Annotated in this window: 15 protein-coding genes; 12 read left to right on the top strand and 3 right to left on the bottom strand. The window is 33.5% G+C overall.

Features of this window, described 5'->3' with window-relative positions; all coding sequences use genetic code 11:
• Positions 1 to 47: 47 nt before the first annotated feature.
• A complete protein-coding gene (locus IGK61_RS17140) occupies positions 48 to 719 on the bottom strand; it encodes a prepilin peptidase (protein ID WP_074536293.1) in 672 nt (223 codons plus the stop codon).
• Between the two features lie 125 nt (positions 720 to 844).
• Between IGK61_RS17140 and IGK61_RS17135 the strand changes: the two genes are divergently transcribed.
• Positions 845 to 1,333, top strand: coding sequence for a Dps family protein (locus IGK61_RS17135; RefSeq protein ID WP_005230382.1), 489 nt, complete (start codon positions 845 to 847; stop codon positions 1,331 to 1,333).
• Positions 1,334 to 1,373: 40 nt separating this feature from the next.
• Here the strand turns inward: IGK61_RS17135 and argH are convergent, their stop codons facing one another.
• The gene (gene argH, locus IGK61_RS17130; RefSeq protein ID WP_074536291.1) at positions 1,374 to 2,753 is read right to left on the bottom strand and encodes an argininosuccinate lyase; all 1,380 of its coding nucleotides are present in this window, start codon (positions 2,751 to 2,753) and stop codon (positions 1,374 to 1,376) included.
• Positions 2,754 to 2,807: 54 nt separating this feature from the next.
• On the bottom strand, positions 2,808 to 4,022 hold the full coding sequence (locus IGK61_RS17125) for an argininosuccinate synthase (protein WP_074536290.1): 1,215 nt from the start codon (positions 4,020 to 4,022) through the stop codon (positions 2,808 to 2,810).
• A gap of 406 nt (positions 4,023 to 4,428) precedes the next feature.
• Here IGK61_RS17125 and rplM point away from each other — a divergent pair, with 406 nt between their 5' ends.
• From rplM to IGK61_RS17070, 11 genes are all read left to right on the top strand, one after another.
• Positions 4,429 to 4,875 carry a 50S ribosomal protein L13 gene (gene rplM, locus IGK61_RS17120; RefSeq protein WP_301280258.1) on the top strand — a complete coding sequence of 149 codons (447 nt, stop codon included), beginning with the start codon at positions 4,429 to 4,431 and terminating at the stop codon, positions 4,873 to 4,875.
• A 15-nt stretch (positions 4,876 to 4,890) separates the two neighbouring features.
• Positions 4,891 to 5,283 (top strand): 30S ribosomal protein S9, encoded by a 393-nt coding sequence (rpsI, locus tag IGK61_RS17115; protein WP_003128901.1) that lies wholly within the window; start codon positions 4,891 to 4,893, stop codon positions 5,281 to 5,283.
• Between the two features lie 515 nt (positions 5,284 to 5,798).
• A complete protein-coding gene (locus IGK61_RS17110; RefSeq protein ID WP_074536288.1) occupies positions 5,799 to 6,131 on the top strand; it encodes a hypothetical protein in 333 nt (110 codons plus the stop codon).
• Positions 6,132 to 6,722: 591 nt separating this feature from the next.
• Positions 6,723 to 6,938, top strand: a complete 216-nt coding sequence (locus tag IGK61_RS17105; RefSeq protein ID WP_074536287.1) for a helix-turn-helix domain-containing protein — start codon at positions 6,723 to 6,725, stop codon at positions 6,936 to 6,938.
• Between the two features lie 224 nt (positions 6,939 to 7,162).
• The gene (locus IGK61_RS17100; protein ID WP_074536285.1) at positions 7,163 to 8,371 is read left to right on the top strand and encodes a phosphoribosyltransferase-like protein; all 1,209 of its coding nucleotides are present in this window, start codon (positions 7,163 to 7,165) and stop codon (positions 8,369 to 8,371) included.
• Between the two features lie 211 nt (positions 8,372 to 8,582).
• Positions 8,583 to 9,584 (top strand): reverse transcriptase family protein, encoded by a 1,002-nt coding sequence (locus tag IGK61_RS17095; protein ID WP_074536283.1) that lies wholly within the window; start codon positions 8,583 to 8,585, stop codon positions 9,582 to 9,584.
• 440 nt (positions 9,585 to 10,024) lie between these two features.
• Positions 10,025 to 10,513 carry a hypothetical protein gene (locus IGK61_RS17090; protein ID WP_074536281.1) on the top strand — a complete coding sequence of 163 codons (489 nt, stop codon included), beginning with the start codon at positions 10,025 to 10,027 and terminating at the stop codon, positions 10,511 to 10,513.
• 198 nt (positions 10,514 to 10,711) lie between these two features.
• Positions 10,712 to 11,047, top strand: coding sequence for a hypothetical protein (locus IGK61_RS17085; protein WP_074536280.1), 336 nt, complete (start codon positions 10,712 to 10,714; stop codon positions 11,045 to 11,047).
• A 794-nt stretch (positions 11,048 to 11,841) separates the two neighbouring features.
• Positions 11,842 to 12,444 (top strand): hypothetical protein, encoded by a 603-nt coding sequence (locus tag IGK61_RS17080; RefSeq protein WP_074536279.1) that lies wholly within the window; start codon positions 11,842 to 11,844, stop codon positions 12,442 to 12,444.
• Between the two features lie 15 nt (positions 12,445 to 12,459).
• Positions 12,460 to 14,418, top strand: coding sequence for a DNA methyltransferase (locus tag IGK61_RS17075; RefSeq protein ID WP_074536278.1), 1,959 nt, complete (start codon positions 12,460 to 12,462; stop codon positions 14,416 to 14,418).
• Positions 14,418 to 17,099, top strand: coding sequence for a DEAD/DEAH box helicase family protein (locus tag IGK61_RS17070; protein WP_074536277.1), 2,682 nt, complete (start codon positions 14,418 to 14,420; stop codon positions 17,097 to 17,099). Before IGK61_RS17075 ends, IGK61_RS17070 begins: the two co-directional genes overlap by 1 nt.
• Positions 17,100 to 17,125: the final 26 nt, after the last annotated feature.

Below are 17,125 nucleotides of genomic sequence, written 5' to 3'. Positions count from 1 at the left end.
GATGAGGCCAACTTGTCCCGTTTTTTCCTGTCCCGTTTTTCTTCACTTCAAAGAAAAAAACCGTCAAAAGTATGAAACGCTAGAAAGCGAACAATCAGCAAACCCAGACTCAAGCAGGGGACGAAGGGCAACTGCGCCAATCGTTTCTTCCAGATGCCTTGATAGCTAAGAAAAGCGAGGAGCCCAAGACTACTGGCTACCAATAAGAGGGCCAAAAGGGTCGTTGGCGCTAGCCAAATGCTCCAACCTGCCAGCACTAAGAGATCGCCGCCGCCCATTTTTTCCTGCCAGACAAAAAAGACCAGTGGAACCAGCAAGCCTAAAGACAGCCATTGAAAAGAAGCGCCGCTTCTAAGCTGTGCTAGCGCGAGAAGTAGGTGGGCGGGGTACAGCAGTTGCGGGTAGACGCTATAGTCTATCAAGTCGGTCAAACTGAGTAAAAAGGCACTGGTCAGCCAGACAAAAGCCAGGAAGCTTTCGGAATCATGAAAGGCAACCCCACAAAGTCCGCCATAGCACAAGCAGGTGAAGGCCCAATAAAGTAGGGGTGAAAGCCATCTTGTAGGAAGGAGAAAAAACCAATGGTTATCCGAAACTTTGTTCACCTTCTGGTAATGAGAACGAGAATCACTTTTTAGCGGATTCCAAAACAGGGTTTGCAAGAGCAAAAGCCAAAAGAAGCCGAGTAAAGCGCCTAAAAAAAACACGAAAATCGTCATTTTTCGATCCTCCTTATAAAGAAATACGTAAGAGAGTGAGAAATTTTCTCAAATAGATGATTTTGTTGTACTTTTTATTTGTTTCGTATTATCCTTAAAATAGATAATTTAGAGGAGGAATCGTTATGAAATTTGAACAAACAAAAGAAGTATTAAACCAACTTGTTGCTGATTTAAGCCAAATGGCTATGGTCGTTCACCAAACACACTGGTACATGCGTGGACCTGGCTTTTTGACATTGCATCCAATGATGGACGAATTCATGGATGATTTAAATGAGCAATTGGATGAAGTTTCTGAACGCTTGATTACATTAGACGGTTCACCATATTCAACTTTGCGTGAAATGGCAGAACACACTCAAATCCCTGATGAAGTCGGTAACTGGGACCGCACGATTCCAGAACGCTTAGCTACATTGGTGGAAGGTTACCGTTACTTAGCGGACTTATACCAAAAAGGGATCGAAGTATCTGGTGAAGAAGGCGACGATCCAACCCAAGATATCTTCATCGGCTTCAAAACAGCCATCGAAAAACGTATTTGGATGATCCAAGCGCACTTAGGCGAAGCGCCATTGATCGATCCAGCGAAATCTCGCGTACGTCATTAATCAACAAAAAACCAGCGAAGAATTTTCTTCGCTGGTTTTTTTACTTGCCTACCAATAATGCTTTGGCGGCTTCAATTTGCTGTGCCACTTGATTAAAACCGGTGCCGCCATAGGAATGACGATTTTTGACGGCGGTATAGGAGTCAAGTTTTTCAAAAATATCGCTGTCGATGGCAGGATGGATCGCTTGGTAGTCTTCCAAGGAAACATCTTGCAGATAGATGCCTTTGGTCAAGCACTCGCTGACGAGCTTGCCGACAATCTCATGTGCTTGTCTGAAAGGCACGCCTTTGCCAGCTAAGTAATCTGCTAATTCTGTTGCGTTGGAAAAATCCTTTTCAGTGGATTCTTGCATCCGTGCTTGATTGACCTTCATCGTTGCGATCATGCCCGTCATGATCTGCAAGCTTTTCGTGAGGGTTTCGGCACTGTCAAACATGCCTTCTTTGTCTTCTTGGAAATCTTTGTTGTACGCCAGCGGCAAGCCCTTCATGACCGTCAAAAGACCAAAGAGATTCCCATAGACACGTCCTGTTTTTCCACGGATCAGCTCCGCCATGTCAGGGTTTTTCTTTTGAGGCATGATGGAGCTGCCGGTGGAGAAGGTATCGGTCAGTTCCACGAATTGGTATTCGTGGCTGCACCAAAGAATCAGCTCTTCACAAAAACGAGACAGATGCATCATCAATAAAGAGGCGTTGCTTAAAAATTCCAAGATAAAATCACGATCGCTGACCGCATCTAGGCTGTTGCTGTAAATATTGCTGAACCCCAATTCTTGAGCGGTGAAGGCACGATCGATAGGGAAGGTAGTTCCTGCTAAAGCGGCACTGCCTAGAGGCATCACATCGATGCGGCTCAAACTCTCACTGAAACGCTCTTGGTCACGCGTCAGCATGCTGTAATAGGCTAAGAGGTGATGGGCAAAAGAAATCGGCTGTGCATGCTGCAGATGGGTATAACCGGGCATGATGGTGTAGATGTTGGCTTCGGCTTGTAAAACCAGCGCTTCTCGCAATTCAGCGATCAAAGTGATCACCTCTTGCACGACTTCTTTCAAATACAAATGCATATCGGTCGCCACTTGGTCATTACGACTACGGGCAGTATGCAATTTGCCTGCCACGGGTCCAATCAATTCATGCAAGAATGTCTCGATGTTTAAATGGATGTCCTCATTTTCAATCGTGAAGGTCAATTCGCCAGCGGCCAATTGCTTCTGAATCGTGGTCAAGCCGCCAATGATCGCTTCGCCATCGGTTTGACTGATGATGCCCGTATGGACCAGCATTTTGACATGGGCCAAACTGCCAAGAATGTCTTGCTTTGCTAACTTTTGATCAAACGTGATGGAAGCCCCAAAAGCATCGATCCATGCTTCATTTTTCCCATCGAAACGTCCGCCCCATAATTTTGCCATATTCTCACCTCAAAAAAAGATTACGGCTGAAGCGGCAGCTTCAGCCGTGCATACTTAAATCAATGTTTCTGTTAGTTGCTGTTGTGCTTGGATCTCAGCGTGCACTTTGCTTGGCAGTCCCCATAATTTGATGAAGCCGATGGCCGCATGCTGATCGAAGGTATCTGCAGAAGTATACGTTGCTAAGTTTTCATCGTACAAGCTGTTTTCAGATTTACGTCCTTCACAAATGACGTTGCCTTTGAACAATTTCAAACGCACGATTCCGTTGACGTAGACTTGCGTGCTTTTCAGGAAGGTAATCAAGGCTTCCGTCAATGGATTGAACCATAGGCCGTCATAGATGACTTGCGCTAATTGCTGCTCAATGATTGGTTTGAAATGTGCCAATTCCCGTACAAAGACCAAATCTTCCAATTCTTTATGAGCCGTCATCAAAGCGATCGCTCCTGGACATTCATAAACTTCCCGTGATTTGATCCCCACCAGACGATTTTCGATATGGTCGATCCGACCAACGCCATGCTCGCCAGCCATCCGGTTCAGTTTCATGATCAATTCTGCTAGATTCATCGTTTCGCCATCAATGGCGGTCGGTACCCCTTGATCAAAAGTGATCTCAACGATCGTTGGTACGTCAGGAGTATCTTCTAATTCTTGCGTGATGGCGTAGGCTCCTTTTGGCGGTGTTGCCCAAGGATCTTCTAAGACGCCGCACTCACAGGCACGTCCCCACAAGTTTTGGTCGATGGAATACGGATTGTCCAAATCAGCGGGAATCGGTACTCCTTTTTCAGCTGCATAGGCAATCTCTTCTTCCCGGGACCATTTCCATTCCCGAACCGGTGCGATGACTTTCAAGTGAGGCGCTAAAGCAGCGATCGCTACTTCAAACCGAACTTGGTCGTTGCCTTTACCAGTACAGCCGTGGGCGACGGTCGTTGCGCCAGTCGCTAATGCCAATTCCACCAATTTCTTGGCAATCAATGGACGAGACAAAGCGGAAATAAGAGGATAAGAATTTTCATAAAAAGTATTGCCTTGTAAAGCGATCAAAGCAAAATCTTGGGCGAATTCTTCGCGGGCATCGATGGCATAAGATTCAATCGCGCCAACTGCCAAAGCTTTGTCTTTAATGGATTGGGTGTCGCGACCTTCACCGATATCTAGGCAGCAAGCCACCACATCATATCCTTGGTCCGTTAACCATTTAATTGAAACGGAGGTATCTAATCCTCCAGAATAGGCCAATATTACTTTTTCTTTCATACTTATTAACTCCTTTTCCGCATGTTTTCAAGTGATTGAAGCTATCTTATCAGAATAAAAATAATAAATCAAGGGTAAAATTAAATATTTATACATAAAAGTGGTGATTATCAGGTTTTTATACTATTATCGATGGTTAAGGAAAAGAAGTGGATGCTCACTTTGCTAATGAAAGTTTATACATAATATTCATTATGGTGTTCAGTTTTAGAAACCTGCAACAACAAGTTTCGTTTTTCAGAGAAAATGGCAGAAAACGAATGGAGAAAATTTTCAAAAAGAGGCGGAATTACGTTGACATTAGGCTTTATAGAAGGTATTATGTTATATGGTATTGTTTGCCCCACAAGAGCCCCGGAAACTCAAGTGTATGTCAAACATTCGTGAAATTGAATTGGAGGAAAAAATTGTGCGTACAACATATATGGCCAAACCAGGCGAAGTAGAACGTAAATGGTACGTAGTAGATGCAACAGATGTTCCTATGGGTCGTCTTTCAGCAGTAGTAGCATCTGTCTTACGTGGTAAAAATAAACCAACATTCACACCTCATGTGGATACAGGCGATTTCGTAATCGTCATTAATGCAGAAAAAATCAAATTAACAGGTAACAAAGCAAGCGATAAAATTTATTACCGTCACTCAAACTTCCCAGGAGGATTGAAATCAGTCTCTGCTGGAGAATTACGTGCTAAAAATTCTCGTCGTTTGATCGAAACTTCTGTAAAAGGCATGCTTCCTAAAAACACTTTAGGCCGTAAACAAGGAATGAAACTTCATGTTTATGCTGGCGCTGAACACCCACATGCTGCACAACAACCAGAAGTATTGGACATCACAAACTTAATCTAATAGGAGGGAATTTCATTGGCACAAGCTCAATATATCGGCACTGGCCGTCGTAAAAATGCAGTAGCCCGCGTACGTTTAGTACCAGGTACTGGTAAAATTACTGTTAACAAAAAAGATGTTGAAGAATACATCCCACACGCAGACTTGCGTGAAGTAATCAACCAACCATTCGGCGTTACAGAAACTAAAGGTTCATACGATGTTTTTGTAAACGTAAATGGTGGTGGATACGCTGGACAATCAGGTGCAATCCGTCACGGTATCGCACGTGCATTGTTACAAGTTGATCCTGATTTCCGTTTAGCTCTTAAACGTGCTGGCTTACTTACTCGTGACGCACGTATGGTTGAACGTAAAAAACCAGGTCTTAAGAAAGCTCGTAAAGCTTCACAGTTTTCAAAACGTTAATCGTTGTTACATCAAGGGTTTCAGGACACTTTTCATTCATTTGGAAAGTGTCTTTTTTTGATTTGGTAACGAGTATAGTGACTAATGGCAATCGATTGGGATTAATTATGCCAACCATCAATTCTTATGTTCGAGGATATTCTTTAGCCCCGTTAGAAGTCGTTGAGAAGGTTTCAGAGCTTAGTGGAAGACCAGTCGGCTGGTTTTATTTTGGCGAAATAGAAGATTATATTTGAGATTATTTACTATTGCGAGGACAAGCCGCTCCATTAAAAGATTATCTCGATGTACCATTAAAAAAACCAGAATTTTTAACGGGTAGTTTTAAGAATCTGGGATGGGAAATTGATTTTGGCTATCCAATAGAAGGGGGCATTGATGATTGTTATGCAGAAATCCGCGTTAAGTTGTTACGAGTGCACATTCAAGAGTTGATATAAAGCTATCTTACAGAGCATACCGGTTTAGAAGGTGGTCAGAGAGAAGATGCCGTTATTTTTATTAGTTCAGAAATAATGGTTTACTATGAATCAACCAGAGATTTTGACTATGGAGATACGAAAAAAATTCTTTCTATGATAGAGGAGAGCTATGAAAGAACGCTAAAAGAGAAAGAGCTGTCCTTTGATGATACCAATCTAGTGGGGAAATTAATTAATATTCTTGCAGATGAAGATGAAACAGAAGAGCTTATTTCTAGCTTGTCTAAAGAACTAACGGGAAAACGCTTTTCGACTTTCTTTGGTGGGGATGAATTAATACAGGTATTCCAATCCCTAAGTCTGGAATTATTAAAACTCTATGCAGAGAAGACCGTGGATGATTATTATGATTGGTTTGAAGAATAGAAATAGATGTGTAACTAAATAACGCTAAAAAAAGTCAACAAAGTTTGGGGCACTGTTGACTTTTCTTATTGAATATACGCTTTACAACGTATATCCCTACCGTTTGCGGTAACAAACGAGTAGATCAGTATAAATATATAAGTCGTATCCTTTCAGTCTGGTACAGATAAAGTAAAACTAAATTCTAACTTTTGGTCTAGTTTTTAAATCTTTAATCTGTTTTATCAGTTTAGTTGTGCAAAGTAAAAAATCTTCATAGAATGTAGCAAAGAGATAAGAGTTTGCTACATTCTATGAGAATTTTTTTCTTGTTCAAAGGAGCTTTACTATTGGTAAAGAAACTATTTATTAAATACAGCATTTCTACCCACGAGTGAATCTGATCGAAAGTGTTGCTTAAAAGAAATAGGTCTTGACAAGAGATTGTTTTTATCGGCTGACTTTTTGTTATGATTAATTCTGTTCGCTTTTCTGTATCTATCTCCATTTTTGTCATTCAAGTTAAATTATTGAACAATATATAATATCTTTATTACAGATAAATATTAATATCTTTATTACAGATACCTATAATGAATATAGGTGATGCAGATGAAATACAAAAATATTCGTTCAATAAGAGAAGATAATGATGTGACACAACAGCAAATGGCAGAATTATTAAATATTTCTCAAAATACTTATTCTCAGTATGAAACTGGAAAAATTGAATGGACGGCCAGTACACTGATTAAGATAGCTGACTATTTTGATGTCAATGTGGATTATTTGTTGGATAGGACGAAAAAGAAAAAGTGTGATAGATAGCGATTAAATAATTGAAAAAAAAGAAAGTTTTTATTTTTGGGTATGCTGAATAATTTGGAATCAGCCGAATATATAAATCTTGTAACAGGTTAATTTCATGAATAACAGTCATCACTCAAAAAATAGCTAATGATGAAAATTAATATGCTCTATTTTAATAGTATCTATATAAATGTATTTAAAATTGAGTAATCTCTTTTGCTTAAAGAGGAGGCTAGGCGAAAATGGGTAAAAAGTTTGATGATGCATTAGAAAATTTTCTTGTAAACAATAATGTTCGTGATAGTGAAGAAGAATATGTAAGAAATTTTAAAAAAAAGTTTGGTTATTTTGTATCGCAAACGAAACTAAGTGATAAGACTAATGTAAGTAATTTTTTAATAGATGGAATAAATAACTATAGGTACTACTCTAGAGAAACTGTAGAACATATGTTTCGAAAATTTCATCATGACTTTTTATCTAGAGCAGTTAATATTCAGAAGACCATATTTTGTAATATTTCAAATGTAGAAGCACTAACAAAATATAACAGTTCAAATTTCTTTTTAAATAAGTATCTAGAAGTAAATTCTTTAGACAACAGTAAAGGGCTTGATATATATCAAGAATTACTTGCGAAACCTAAATCAAAAATGATAGAAAAGGTTGAAACTATAGTGTTCATTGACGATTTTTCAGGATCAGGAAACACTATAATTACCTATTTCCGAAAGTTGTTGCCATTTTTGGAAGATAAGAAAATAGTCATATACTGTATTCATATTATGGAAGAAGCAGAGCAGAATATATTAAGGTTTGTAAAAGAAAATGCAGGTTCAAATAAACTATATTTAAAATATAGTTGCAAAAGTACGAAGATATTAAATGGTTCTCTAGAGTTAAGAGAAGTAATTCGAAATTTTGAAAAAGAAGATGTTAATAGCTCTTTCCCTTTAGGTTATGATGAATCGGAAGCTCTAGTCACATTTTATAGAAATAGCCCCAATAATACTATTAGTAGTTATTGGAGTCATTTTGAAGGCTATTGGTCTGCATTATTTCCAAGAAAACAGGCAGAATTTGATTTCTTAAAACATCAGAATGACTTAAAGAATATTAAATATAATCTATCTGTTTTGAAAATAAAGAATTATGAAATCAAAGTTGTTGTAACATTGGTTTATTTGAATGAATTTAAAGCATCCTCGGAAAATTTTGAGTTAAGAAATATTTTAATGTATAATAGAAAACAGTTGCGGGTACATTATGATTATTTGATTCAAGATGGATGGATTAATATTGAAAAAAAATTGTCGACTAAAGCAATACAGTATCTTAAAAGTAATAACCTAAGTAGTTTATCTTTTAATGATTTAATCAAAGATCCAATGGATTCTTTTGCTAAATCTAAGGATGCGTTGACATTAGATGATGATTATTTTTCTTCTTAAAATTTGTTAGAGTGTCTGAAAAGCGAGTCGCTTTTCTAAGAAATTAAGTTCCTAAATAGCAAAACATGCTTGAACAAATTGCGTCCAAGCATGCTTCGCTAAAGCTCAGACAGTAATTTGATTATTTCCGAAGGTCTCAATAATAAATTACCGTTTTGAAAAACTCAAGAAATATTAGTTAACTAGTAGCGAATTCAGTTGAGGAGAAAATATGAGTTCTGATAAAAATCCATTATCATTAAAAGAAGAATGGTCAGCAGAAGACATTAAGAAGTATTCATCAATGTTGAAAAGAAATAATGTACCTGTGATATTTGATACAGAACATTTTAGAAGGTTGCTTGGGTTAGAAAAAACAGATTTTTATAATATTTTATTTAAATTGGAATATCAATATCATGAAGTAGAGATTCCTAAAAAAAAGCAAGGAGAAGTGAGAACACTCTTTTTGCCATCCATAAAATTAAAATATATGCAGAGATGGATTTTGGATAACATTTTATACTCACAAGAGTGCAATAATGAAATTACTGGATTTGTGCCAAATAAATCTATTGTTGATAATGCAAAACCCCACATCGGACAGAAATATATATTGAAATTAGATATTCAAGACTTTTTTCCGTCGATTAGTAAAATCCGTGTATTTTTAATGTTCAAACATTTTGGATATACAAATGATTTATCTAATACTTTAAGTAATATTTGCATATACAAAAATGAATTACCTCAAGGAGCTCCTAGCAGTCCGTATATAGCCAATCTAGTATGTAGAAAAATGGATAGTAGATTTTTGGGGTTGTGTAAAAAAAACAATTTAAAATACACTAGATATGCCGATGATATTACTATATCTGGTGGAAGAACCGTCTATAAATACAAACAGTTTTTTATTAATATAGTAACTGATGAGAAATTTTTAGTTAATGAAAAGAAAGTTAAGTTATTAAAAAAAGGTGATAGAAAACAAGTTACAGGTATAGTAATTAATGAAAAATTGTCGGTTCCTAAAAATATTATTCGAGATTTAAGAAGAGATATTTATTATATTAATAAGTATGGGCTAAATTCTCATATGAAAAGGACCGGAAACATTGCAAGCTCAAATTATAAGGCCCATTTATTTGGGAAAGCTAAATATATTTACATGGTTGATAGAGAGAAGGGTGCGTTATATTTAGAACAGCTAAATGCTGTTGATTGGGAAACTTAAGTAATAGTTGTAAGTAAGAGTACTATATTCTGATATGCAATTAAATTATTTTTGTTATTAATATTGTTAACGAGTATCTAAAATTCAATAGAATTTAGTAAAACTATTTTCCTTAAAAGTTTGCTGTAAATCCCGCTGTTAAAGCGTTTTTCAGCTCTATAAAATTCAGGAATAGCCATCCTGGTCTTAAGAAAGTTTGTAAATTTTCACAGTTTTCAAAGCGTTAATAGTTATTATATCAACGATTTAAAGCACTTTCCAAGTATTTGGAAGGTGCTTTTTTGGATTACGTGACGTGACCGAAACGAAAAAAGATTGGATAAGCATTATAAATTTTTTGTTTCGCATACTAGATTATTGTTATCCATAAATAATATTGATAGCCTTTCAATAAAATGTTATAATATAAGTATAAAACACTATTAGACTGGAGAGGGAAAATGCCTAGAATATATAAATCTGTAAGAATTGCATATGAAACTAAAAAATGGTTGAATGATATTATTTCAAAATATGAAGAACAACTAAAAAAGGATAAAGATAAGTTGATTATAGAGTATGAAGATAAACTCAGAGCATCTGAGGAATTCAAAAATTATTCTCCTACATTGTTAATTTCTGTTTCTAGTGGAAGTATTGTTGAAGCTGCCTATCATTATAGTAAGTCTTTAAAATTGACTCCTTCTGATTGGTTAAAAATATCAGAAGAAGCAAAAAAAACAGCAAAAGAAGAACTTAAAAAACAAGGGATTCTTGATGTCGGTAGCATCACGCCAAGATTTTTAATTGGTACTGATATTCTTGAAAATTTAGAGAAAATGCAATGGGAACTTAAACCAGATACTATGCAACGAAACTTACAGTTGAACTATATATTAAAACTCGTTATTTATTGTTATTACAAACATGTATGTAAAAAAGATGAGTAATTGTCTTTTTTGAGATGAATGAATAATTGTATATTACTCTTTTGTTTTTCATAAGTTTTAATTGGTTAATATATTTTATTGAAAAGTATATTTAAATTCAGATGATCATTAAGGAGTGCGGACTAGTATAGCTAAATGCACATAAAAAAGCACACCTATGATTCTAAATGCAATACTATAAAAAGGAGGATTCAAACAATGAATAGTATGACATTCCAATCATATTCACTGCAGATTCAAAGGGAAGTTGAAAAAATGAATACCATTTTTAATACAATTGAAAAGCGTAAATATGCGGCGGAAAAAGCAAGACTTAAATTATCAAATAGGACTAAATCTGATTGTTATAGCGAAGCATATGCATATTTGATTAAATCTATAGGTTTAACTACACGTATTCAGGATGAATACACACAAAAGCTGGTTGTCTTTTACTTTTATGCTCAACAAGTTTACTTTGATAATAACTCTATGCTAGATGATTTCGTTAATAATAATGGTAGATTATCAAATCCTTTTGATAGTTATCATTAGTTGTTTTTAAATGTAGATGAAATCTCCCAACTGTTACATTATAAAGATAGGCATTGCTAAGTGAGAAATCTTCCATATTATGGTTAATCATCATAACGATTGCTATATAAAAGAGTCCAAAATTAACTGGGAGAACAAAAAAACATAAGAACTTTCAGATAGAATTTTAAAATCTACGTAAGAAGATTCATAATTAATTTGAGAAGTTTTTTGATATGAAAGATATCTGAGCAAAACTTTCTTCACGTATTACATTGTTTAGATTAATGTGATGGAAATACAATTAATAAATTGTGACTAAATTACTCATTATGGATAATAGGCATATAGATAATATATTAAATTATAAAGAGGTTTGTTGAGAAAATTATATATTGTTCTGATTGAAATCAATAATTTTATAGAGTTCCAATTATAGCTTTCTCTATTATTATGCTTTTATTCAAAAGTATTACGAATTTTGAAATAAATTAGTGTAAGTAATTATATTAATAACTCGTGTTATAAAATACTTGATTATGATTTACATTAATAACAATGACTTTATAAATATTAAACATCTATAATCTTAGTATTAAAAACGATACAAAAATGATAAAACATCGATATGACCACAAATGATTAAGAAAATGATATGATATAGTACTGACTTTCCCAAACATTTGATATAGGAAATGAATTGATTAATATTGGGACAGAACAAAATTAGTGTAAAATTTATTATAAAAATAATTATTTGGAGAATTACGATAAAATAAAACATAATTATTTTACGGTAATTGGAGGGATTTTTAATGCTGTTAAAAAATGATATTGTTTTTAGTAGCGACATTGGAATTACAGATAGTGAGTTTATTAAGCTTTTATCAAATTCAGAACATATACTGAAAAATATAAAAGACAGAAAAAATTTGCATGAGAGAGACAGTTTAGATCGATTGATTAATATCCTAATAGGGGAGATTGCTGAATATTCCGTAATCAAATGGTTAAATAAAAAGGATAAATATGCTAAATCAGCAATAGTGAAAGATTCAGGTATGCCTGACTCTGGATATGATATTATTTTAAAAAGCAAAGATAACAGGAATCTTAAATGTTCTGTAAAATCTTCTATATCAGCAATGAAAAAACCGGATGATATATTAACCAATTTCAAAATAGCTACTACGAAGGATGAATTAACTGATGTAAATATTCAAGTATATTTTTGGTATGATCTGTATAACCAGCCTAGAATAACAGTACCTACAATCAATAACATGGGGATTATTAGCTGGTGTGGTAAGAATGATATTGATTGTTTTAAATCGTACAAGGGAGAAGAACGTGAAGCTCCGCAGAAAAAATTAAATGAAATGAGAAGTATGGAAAGTTTATTAGAATACTTATCATAAAAATAGGAGGATAAAATGCCTGAAACAGTCTTATTGAAAGAAACTCAACTAGTACTATCTAAATTTCATCAGTACTGGGATAATGAGGTTCTGTTAAAAAATAAAGTAGTGGAAGATCTAAGAAGTTACAATTCTGATTTAATTACTGCATTATTAACAAATAAAAAAATTAGAGAGCAATTTGAAATAAATATTAATGGAACAAGTATATTTAAAATTGAAGAATTTATTCAATTGTTTACCTACAAAGATTTTTGGGAGGATAGTTATACTAAATTCTCAAACAAAATTGGCTTAACTGCTCAAGGGAAATATTTAGATTATGATTCAGATATTGTTTTAGATTTTCCTTTCAAAGATTGTATTTTAGAAGGTGGTATGACTAAAGAAGATCTAGGCAAGAAAGAAGTTTATTATAATAAAGTTATAGCACGTGATGAGGTTGATACTTTACTATCGCCAAAAGTTTTCACAAACACGAGAAAATACACAAAAGATGGTGAAGAAGAAGTATCAAAGATTACAGCAACTGACAACCTTATCATTAAAGGAAATAATTTACTGGCTTTACATTCTTTAAAGAAAAAATATGCAGGAAAAGTAAAGCTTGTCTATATTGATGTCCCGTATTATTTTAAGAAAAAAATATCAGAAGATTCATTTAAATATAATTCTAATTTTAGAATGTCTAGTTGGTTAGTTTTTTTAAAAAATAGATTAGAAGTCGCAAAAGAATTATTATCTGAAAAAGGTTCTATATGGATAAATATCAGTGAAGATGGCATGCATTATCTAAAAGTAATGGCAGATGAAATTTTCGGGAAAGAAAAATTTGTGGGTACCCTTCCAAGAAAAATACGAGATGGTAAATCTGATGTCCCTTTTAATTTTTCACAAGATTTTGACTGGATACTTATATATACAAAGGGTACTGAATCTGATACTATTGTAGGTCGCTCTGTGGAAAGACAATATATTGAGACTGGGGATTTCCCTAATAGACCATGGAGAAAAGCAGATTTAACAAAACAAACAACCGTAAAGGAACGTCCGAACTCTGACTTTACAATGATTAATCCTAGAACTGGCAAAGAATATCCTGTGAATCCAAATAGAAGTTGGGCAGTGTCTAAAGAAACTTTTACTGAATGGTATGAAAAAGGAGGAATAGGTTTTCCAGATGATTATGATTTCATGAGTGGAAATACTCCATTTAGACGTATTTTTAAAGATGAAGATGAACAAAAAAACAGACCATCATCAGTAATAAGTGATTTTTTGATAAAAGATTTTATTACAACATTATTAAGTAATGCTAAAAACAAAAAAGGTAACGAGGAAATAGACACACTCTTTAGTAGAGATAGTTTTAATTATGCTAAACCAGAGATATTGATTGAAAAAATCTTAGAAGTTTCTACTAATGAACAAGATTTGGTTTTAGATTTCTTCATGGGATCAGCTACTACTCAAGCAGTTGCAATGAAAATGAATAGACAATTTATAGGAATTGAACAAATGGATTACATTAATACAGTATCTGTTCCTCGCCTAATAAAAGTAATGCAAGGTGAGAGTGGGGGTATCTCAAAAAATGTTGGCTGGCAAGGTGGAGGAAGTTTCATTTATACTGAATTAATGGATTTAAATAATATCTTTATTAAAGATATTCAAAAAGCTGAAACTACTTCAGAAATATTTGAAGTACTAAAATCAGTGAAAAAATATGCAAATTTAAATTATTTATTAGAATTAGAGAAGTTATCAAATAAATCTATTATTATTGATGAAAATACTAAGGAGAGACTATCTTTTAAGGACTTAGGCCTAGAAAAGCAAAAAAAATTATTAATAGATCTCATGGATATTAATCAATTATATGTCAATTATTCTGAAATAGATGATCAAGAATATAACGTGTCAATAAGAGATAAAGCATTTAACTTTAGTTTTTATGAGGATGGTGTTAGTTGATGCCGAGAGAAAAACTGTTTGAATGGCTATCTGGAAACAAGAATAAAAAAAACCAAGTTACAGATGGAATGTTGAATAATATTTTTTATAGTAAGAAAGAAATACCGTCCTATATTCAAAGTAATTTAAGCGATATTTTAAGACCCTATCAAAAAAGAGCATTAGAATCTTTAGAGTTTATGTTAAATGAAGAAAATGCTAGTGTAATTACCTCTTCAGGCTACCAAAACAAACAACTATTATTTAATATGGCAACAGGTTCAGGTAAAACCATGGTAATGGCAAGTATTATTCTATATATGTATCAGGAATTCGAATATCAAAACTTTTTATTTTTTGTCAATACAGATGCGATTGTTTCTAAAACAAAAGAAAATCTCTTAAATCCTAAATCCTCCAAGTATCTTTTTTCAAGAGATGGCATTGTGATTAATGGGAATAGTATTGAGATAGAGCAAGTTAGAGATTTTCCAATAAATCCTAGTGAAAATACAATATATTTGAAATTAACGACCATACAAGGGTTACACGAAGAATTAAACAATCCTAGAGAGAATGCTATTACTTATAATAGTTTGAAACAAAATAAAGTAATTATGTTAGGCGATGAAGCGCACCATTTCAATGCTGATACTAAGAAAAAAAAATTGTCTAAAGATGAGGTGAAAGCTTTATCATGGGAGAAAACTATTGAGAATATTCTCTATCTACGCAACGATAGAGGACAGTTTGTTAATAATAAACTGTTCGAATTTACAGCAACTCTTGATATGGGTAATCCAACTATTAAAGAAAAATATTTGGATAAAATAATTTTCTCTTATGATCTGAAACAATTTATGCAAGATAAGTACTCAAAAAACGTGGTGAGATTGCAAGCTACAGAAACAGATGATATTAAAATGATGGATGCTTTACTTATGAGCCAGTATCGTAAGCTTATTGCGAAAGATAATGGCATTTATTTGAAACCGATTGTTATGTTTAAATCTAATACGATAAAAGTATCCAATAACAAGGAGTCCGAATTTAAAGCTTTAGTTGAAAATCTATCCAAAAATAATTTGTTAGAGCATATAAAAAGAAGACTTTTGTCAGTTTCAGGTAATTCTATCTTATATACTATGTATAGCTATTATCTAGAAAAAGAAAATAAAGAAATTAATCAATTGATTGTTGAAATAAAAGAAGATTTCCACTATTTGAATATTTTGAATGCTAATGGTAAGGAATTATTAAGTGTCAGTAACGCTACATTATTAAATACCTTAGAAGAACCCAATAACCCGGTACGTGTGATTTTCGCTGTAGCTAAACTAAATGAAGGTTGGGATGTTCTAAACCTATACGATATTGTACGAGTAGGTGAAGGGGCAGCATCTACAAAAAGTGCAACTGATAGTGAAGCCCAATTAATTGGACGTGGAGCCAGATACTATCCGTTCATTTATCAGAATGATAAATCCTACAGAAGACGATTTGATAAACAAACAAATTCATTAGCTATCTTGGAAACACTTCATTATCATACAACTAATGAATCTGCATATTTAAAAAACTTGGAGCAGTCATTAGATGCAATTAATTTAGATAGTGATATTGATGGAACTCAAAAGGTGCTAGAAGCTAAATTAAAAACATCCTTTGTCAAAAATGAGGTTTTTAAATTCGGGAAGCTATATGAAAATGAAACAACTGAAACTACAGCAGAAGACTATTCTTCACTTTCAGCTTATGGTATAGATGGTATTTGGGAAATAGACTATATTTCAAGAGTAGCTGAAAAAAATTTATTAAACAATCAAACTGACCAACTATTAAGCAATAGGATCAGCTATTTAATGCCATTAGATAAAACGATAGTCAGAAAAGCAATGCAAAGAAATAAGTTTTTTCATTTCAACCGTTTAAAAGAATACGCACCTATTCTTACAGGGAAAGTGGATTTTTTGGAGGATGAGAATTTTTTAGGTAATAGAAACATTAGAGTTTTTTTGCCTAGCCATATGTCTCCCAACGAACTAACAAGAAAAGATATGCTTGTTATTACTGAAAAATATCTTTTATATATAGAAAGTAAAATGCGAAGAAATTATAAAAAGGTTCATGGGTTAAGAACCTTCAAACCTGTCCCAATAAGAGAGCGAATCAAAGACTATGCAATTTTAACAACTGAGAAAGATCTTTTTCACAATGAGGTTAGTCAACGTATTGTGGATAAATCTACTACTAACTTCAAATGGTACGTGTATGATAAAGCAGTTATGAACCACTTAGAATATGACTTGCTAGTGCTAATAGATAGTCTTTATTCAACAATCCAAGAAAAATATCCAACAGTATTTCTTATAAGAAATGACGATAGAAGCACAAGATTAACAATTAGGGAATTTGATAGTGTAAGAGGCTTTATGCCAGATTTCGTTCTTTATCTGCAAAATGAAGAACATATTCTTCAAGTTTACATTGAACCAAAAGGAAAACATTTAGTTCAAACAGATTTATGGAAACAAAACTTACTTGAAGAAATACAAATTGGAGAAGGGATATCCATAATTGGAGAAGATGAGAATGTAAAGTTATCAGGAGTGAAGTTTTTTAATCATTCTCAAAGGGATGAATTTATCGAAGATTTATCAAACGTAATTAATGACGGTAATAGCTTAGAAAAAAAATTATAAAATTGTTGCTTATGAAGGTAACAGCT

The organism is Enterococcus sp. AZ063 (genome assembly GCF_051715045.1).
Lineage (GTDB): Bacteria > Bacillota > Bacilli > Lactobacillales > Enterococcaceae > Enterococcus_D > Enterococcus_D casseliflavus.
This window is presented reverse-complemented; position numbering and strand designations above follow the sequence as displayed.

Coding starts and splice junctions, on each gene's coding strand:
- IGK61_RS17095 (WP_074536283.1), top strand. CDS start 8,583: ATGAGTTCTGATAAAAATCCATTATCATTAAAAGAAGAATGGTCAGCA.
- IGK61_RS17080 (WP_074536279.1), top strand. CDS start 11,842: ATGCTGTTAAAAAATGATATTGTTTTTAGTAGCGACATTGGAATTACA.
- IGK61_RS17085 (WP_074536280.1), top strand. CDS start 10,712: ATGAATAGTATGACATTCCAATCATATTCACTGCAGATTCAAAGGGAA.
- IGK61_RS17140 (WP_074536293.1), bottom strand. CDS start 719: ATGACGATTTTCGTGTTTTTTTTAGGCGCTTTACTCGGCTTCTTTTGG.
- argH (WP_074536291.1), bottom strand. CDS start 2,753: ATGGCAAAATTATGGGGCGGACGTTTCGATGGGAAAAATGAAGCATGG.
- IGK61_RS17075 (WP_074536278.1), top strand. CDS start 12,460: ATGCCTGAAACAGTCTTATTGAAAGAAACTCAACTAGTACTATCTAAA.
- IGK61_RS17105 (WP_074536287.1), top strand. CDS start 6,723: ATGAAATACAAAAATATTCGTTCAATAAGAGAAGATAATGATGTGACA.
- IGK61_RS17135 (WP_005230382.1), top strand. CDS start 845: ATGAAATTTGAACAAACAAAAGAAGTATTAAACCAACTTGTTGCTGAT.
- IGK61_RS17100 (WP_074536285.1), top strand. CDS start 7,163: ATGGGTAAAAAGTTTGATGATGCATTAGAAAATTTTCTTGTAAACAAT.
- IGK61_RS17070 (WP_074536277.1), top strand. CDS start 14,418: ATGCCGAGAGAAAAACTGTTTGAATGGCTATCTGGAAACAAGAATAAA.
- IGK61_RS17110 (WP_074536288.1), top strand. CDS start 5,799: ATGGTTTACTATGAATCAACCAGAGATTTTGACTATGGAGATACGAAA.
- IGK61_RS17090 (WP_074536281.1), top strand. CDS start 10,025: ATGCCTAGAATATATAAATCTGTAAGAATTGCATATGAAACTAAAAAA.
- IGK61_RS17125 (WP_074536290.1), bottom strand. CDS start 4,022: ATGAAAGAAAAAGTAATATTGGCCTATTCTGGAGGATTAGATACCTCC.